General features: G+C 36.0%; 4 protein-coding genes. 2 read left to right on the top strand and 2 right to left on the bottom strand.

All coding sequences use genetic code 11. From position 1 onward, the window contains the following. Nucleotides 1-62 precede the first annotated feature (62 nt). Both B0A58_RS15365 and B0A58_RS15360 read left to right on the top strand, forming a co-directional pair. Nucleotides 63-695, top strand: coding sequence for an NAD(P)H-dependent oxidoreductase (locus tag B0A58_RS15365; protein WP_089081775.1), 633 nt, complete (start codon nt 63-65; stop codon nt 693-695). Between the two features lie 34 nt (nt 696-729). Next, nucleotides 730-1,290, top strand: a complete 561-nt coding sequence (locus tag B0A58_RS15360) for a YceI family protein (RefSeq protein ID WP_089081774.1) — start codon at nt 730-732, stop codon at nt 1,288-1,290. A 136-nt stretch (nt 1,291-1,426) separates the two neighbouring features. Here B0A58_RS15360 and B0A58_RS15355 read toward each other — a convergent pair whose 3' ends face one another. Together B0A58_RS15355 and B0A58_RS15350 are read right to left on the bottom strand one after the other, a co-directional pair. Further along, nucleotides 1,427-3,295 carry an alpha,alpha-trehalase gene (locus B0A58_RS15355; protein WP_089081773.1) on the bottom strand — a complete coding sequence of 623 codons (1,869 nt, stop codon included), beginning with the start codon at nt 3,293-3,295 and terminating at the stop codon, nt 1,427-1,429. Further along, the gene (locus B0A58_RS15350) at nt 3,273-4,502 is read right to left on the bottom strand and encodes an MFS transporter (RefSeq protein WP_014083190.1); all 1,230 of its coding nucleotides are present in this window, start codon (nt 4,500-4,502) and stop codon (nt 3,273-3,275) included. The genes B0A58_RS15355 and B0A58_RS15350 overlap by 23 nt, the downstream gene beginning before the upstream one ends. Between the last annotated feature and the right edge of the window lie 159 nt (nt 4,503-4,661).

The following is a 4,661-nucleotide window of genomic DNA, read 5'->3' as shown; positions in this document are numbered from 1 at the left end:
ATTGAAAGATTGAAAGATTGAAAGATTAAAAGATTTATAATTTATAATTTAACTATACAAACATGAGTACATTTTTAGAAAATCAGAATTGGCGATATGCCACCAAAAAATTTGATGCTACCCAAAAAGTATCGGATCAAGATATTGAAACTTTGAAAGAAGCAATTCAAATAAGTGCTTCGTCTTATGGTTTGCAACCTTATCAAGTTATTATTGTTGAAAATCCTGAATTGCGAGCCAAATTACAGCCTGCCGCTTGGGGACAATCACAAATTACAGAGGCTTCTCATCTATTTGTTTTTGCAAACAATACCAATGTTGATAACGATTATATTGACGCTTATTTGGAAAACGTTAGTCAAACACGTGGAATTCCTGTTACAGCACTTCAAGGGTATGCCGATTTGATGAAAGGAAATATTGGTAAACTTTCTGATGAAGAAAGACATATTTGGACTGCAAAACAAACTTACTTGGCTTTGGGCAATTTGTTGAATGCCGCTGCCGAATTGAAAATTGACGTTACTCCAATGGAAGGATTTGTTCCAGTACAATTCAACGATATTTTAGGTCTAGAGGCCCGTCATTTGAATGCTACATTAGTTGCCACAATTGGTTACAGACACGAAGAAGACGCTACGCAGCATTATAGAAAAGTAAGAAAATCTAAAGAAAATTTATTTATTACCCTTTAATAATCCATTATTTATATTTTAAAAATCAAACAACATGAAAAATTTAAAATCTATTGCATTGGCCATGATTATGGCTATCGGAACATTTACAGCTCAAGCGCAAAAGGTAAATGTTGCTAAAAGTACCATCAACTGGGTTGGAAAAAAAGTAACAGGACAACACTCGGGAACAATCAATTTTAAGGATGCTTCATTGACTTTCAAAAACAAAAAATTAACTGCAGGTAGTTTTGTGGTGGATATGAACTCATTAACAGCTACTGATTTGACGGGCGAATACCAAACAAAATTGAATGGACATTTGAAAAACGACGATTTTTTTGGAACAGATCAATTTCCAACTTCTACATTGGTGTTCAAAAAAATAGCTGCTAAAGCAAAAGGCGTTTATACCGTTACAGGTGATTTGACTATCAAAGGTGTTACAAACGCCATTACTTTTGATTTAGCCACTTCTGCAAAAGGAGCCTCAACAACTTTGAAAATTGACAGAACAAAATTTGGTATCAAATATGGTTCAGGTAGTTTTTTTGACAGCTTGGGAGACAAAGCCATAGACAATGAATTTGAATTGAAAGTAAATTTACAATACTAAATAGACTAATAAAAGGCTGATTTAAGTCTGTTTTTTTTACTCGAATGACTGAAAAAATACAATTTTAGACGGGCTGTTCATTAGCTTTATTATTAAAAAAAGGCTGTACCTATTTGATGTACAGCCTTTTTTTTGTTTAAAATAAATCGTCTGGATCTGTTAGTAGTGCTAATTTTGAGCGAAGTGTTTCACTCAATAAACGCAGCCCTAATTGGTAAGAACTGTTCATCCATCCAAAACCCTCTTCGGTAATGTAACTAAATTCGGTGCCCACATTGCCATACTCTGCAAAAATTTTATGCGAACTTATTTCTAAATCATATTTTTCAGGTATTGTTCCGTTATAATCAACGGCATTTCGGGTAATGAGCCACAACCATCTATAAACCAACTCTTGAGCCACATCGGTATAACCATAATGCATCAGCCCTTGCCAAATCAACATTTGATGAGGTGCCCATCCATAAGGATAGTCCCATTGCCTTACGGGTGCATTGTCTGCAACTTGTGACAGCATTTCTGGTGTGCTGCCTGCAATACCGCCTTTCATTTTAAATTTTGGCAAAACGTTTTCAACCAGTTTTTGTGCTTGTTCAGGACTACACAATTGTGCCCAAAGCGGGTAAAAAGTTGTAGCAGCTTCAAAAAGATGCTGTTGGTTGTTCACAAAATCATAATCAAAATACATTCCTTTAGCTTCGTTCCAGCACAATTCGTTCATTTTTTGCTTGCGATTTTGAGCTTTTTCTGTCCAAAATGAACTGCTGTATGTGGTTGATTCGTTGTATTGAAAATGGTTTTCAAAATGATGTGCTATCAAATACGCAATATCTGTTTCATATTTGTACAACAAACTGTTCAAAGCAACGGGGTTTAGGTTTGCACACACGCCAACGAGTCTATTGGTGGTATCGTGGCCACTTTCTCGCATACTTCTGTCGTGTATAAAATAGGCATCTAATGCAGCATCGGTAATGGTTCGTTCTAAATATTGCTGCTCAAATTCTCGCAAAGGCAAGTTGTATTTTTGAGCAAATTGTTCTAAAATATCGTCAAAATGACCTGGCTCCACCTCAAATGGCAAGCCAACACCCTCTGCCTTATACCTGTTCAATCCGTTAGCTGTCAGCCTTTTGTCCGATTGCATCCATACCAAATGATATTCTGTTATTGCTGTTTGCAAATGTTTGAAAAGCCAATGGGAATCTACTTTTTCGGCATTTACTACATCCATCAACAACGAGGTATAAAATGGAGGTTGTGTGCGGGTTAAATAATAACTTCGATTGGCATTTAATATTTTACCATAATGATCAATTTGGTATTTGAAATGCTCGGCAGTACCTTTTGCCAAGGCTATTTTGCCATCAATTAATAAGCCAACGGCAATAAAATAACTGTCCCAACCATACATTTCGTTAAATCGACCTCCCGGTACTACAAAAGGAATGCCTGTAACCTTTTGATTGTCATCTACTTGAAGAGCCAAAGCTAACAAACCAGGTTTTTTATTTAGGCTTAATGAAAAATCGTCCGAGATAGCATCGGGTAGGGGCAACACCTGAAGACGGGGTATGGATTGTTCCAAATCCTTAAAATAGGCCATTGCAAATGGGTCTTTTTCTGGAACGTATAAATATTGAAAATCACTCTCTGTTTTTTCGTCTTCCAATATTTTTTCTAACCCAAAACGGTCGATGCTTCGGGTAAGTCCGTCCCAAAATAAGGTTTTGATTTTTCGAGAGATGCGGTCCACTGGATTTTCCTGAATATAGGCCAATGGTATTTCGCAAATACTGTTGCCTGCTTTTTGTGCCAATGCCAATTCTTGCAACAAATTTGACAAATAATACGTGCCTTCGATGGCTATTTTGTGGCCTAATTCGTTGGTTATTTCAAATTTTTTAGGCCCTCGATCGTCAATGGTAATTTTTTTATCGCCATCGGTGTCTTCCTGAGCCAAAAGTTGGTCTAAAGTTTGTTTAATGTGTAGTTTGAAAATCATTTTTTGAAGTAATTTTTTTAAGTAAAAATGCCATAAATAACAATAAAGTCATGGGTATCAAGGTAAAATAAAACGCCTGTTCTGGCCCTTGTTTTTCAAATAGCCATCCAATAATTCGAGACCCCAATGTACCTCCAATTGCCGAAAATACAACAATAAGTCCCGTCATGGCACTGTGCAAATTTTTGGGCAATGCACTCAAAATCACCGAGTTGAGCAACGGATATATGGGACCAATAAACAATCCAACCAACGGAAAAGTAAATGCAATTAGCGGAATGTCTGCAAAACTATTAATAGTTGTTACTTGCAAATTGACCGTTTTGGGCAAAACAAATACTACTAGCAACATAGCCGCAACTACAGAAAAGGCCAAAACCCATATCCAATCGATTTTTTTAGTTGCCATACCAGCCAAAATACGACCAACTCCTAACGAAATAGCCAAAATACTAGCCATCATAATGCTGATGTTTTCTGGCAAGTGCAATACTTTTTTGTTAAATGTTGGTAGCCAACTCATAATTCCTTGCTCTATCATCACAAATAAAAAGGCACTAGCTAAAAAAATGATGGTTAATATTTGGATTAATAAACCAATCATGTCCATAAAATCTTTTGCAATAGGATGGGGTTGAATGTCTGGTTCTTCAAATGGTGTAAACAATAAAAACACAAATGAAATCAGCGTCATACCCGCCAAAACCCAATAAACCCGCAACCAAGCATCGGGATTGTTTGGGGTGTTAAAGGCAGGAAACAAAAAATAAGCCAACGCAATGCCAAACATAAAAACCCCCTCGATGCTGCTCATCATGGCATTATGTGATTTTTTGTCGTTGGTAACTGCACCAATAACCGAATATACAGACACTTTTATAAGTGCAAATGCCACGCCAACCATTGCAAATAATAATTTGGCACTACCAAAACTATTGCCAAAATACATCAACAAACAAGCCATTGTTACCAATGCCAAGCCCATTAACATGGCTTTTTTGTAGCCTATTCTTGGTAAAAACGAAGCCACCACAAACGATACAATAGCTATAGGCAAATCTTTGAAAGCCTCCAATATACTGGCTTCTTTTTCTGCAATATGAAAATTTTCTAACGATTTCAGTATAACGATTCCAACGCTATTGAGCAAAATGGCAAATACAAAATAGTTGAGGTAGAGGGCAATTTTAATTCCGATGTTTTTCATATAAGTAAATTTTTTAAAATTAATAGACGGTTGTTTTTATGTCATATTTCGTTGTTTGAACCAATTGCTTTTGCCAAAACATAAAACAAGCGGTTAAAGATTAACGACAATATTATCAAATTGATTTTTTAATTTAAAAAAATCGAGTTACTTACTTAG

The organism is Flavobacterium branchiophilum NBRC 15030 = ATCC 35035 (genome assembly GCF_002217205.1).
Lineage (GTDB): Bacteria > Bacteroidota > Bacteroidia > Flavobacteriales > Flavobacteriaceae > Flavobacterium > Flavobacterium branchiophilum.
This window is presented reverse-complemented; position numbering and strand designations above follow the sequence as displayed.

Bases quoted from the DNA above. Each gene is read 5' to 3' on its own strand.
- B0A58_RS15365 (WP_089081775.1), top strand. From the start codon at position 63: ATGAGTACATTTTTAGAAAATCAGAATTGGCGATATGCCACCAAAAAA.
- B0A58_RS15360 (WP_089081774.1), top strand. From the start codon at position 730: ATGAAAAATTTAAAATCTATTGCATTGGCCATGATTATGGCTATCGGA.
- B0A58_RS15355 (WP_089081773.1), bottom strand. From the start codon at position 3,295: ATGATTTTCAAACTACACATTAAACAAACTTTAGACCAACTTTTGGCT.
- B0A58_RS15350 (WP_014083190.1), bottom strand. From the start codon at position 4,502: ATGAAAAACATCGGAATTAAAATTGCCCTCTACCTCAACTATTTTGTA.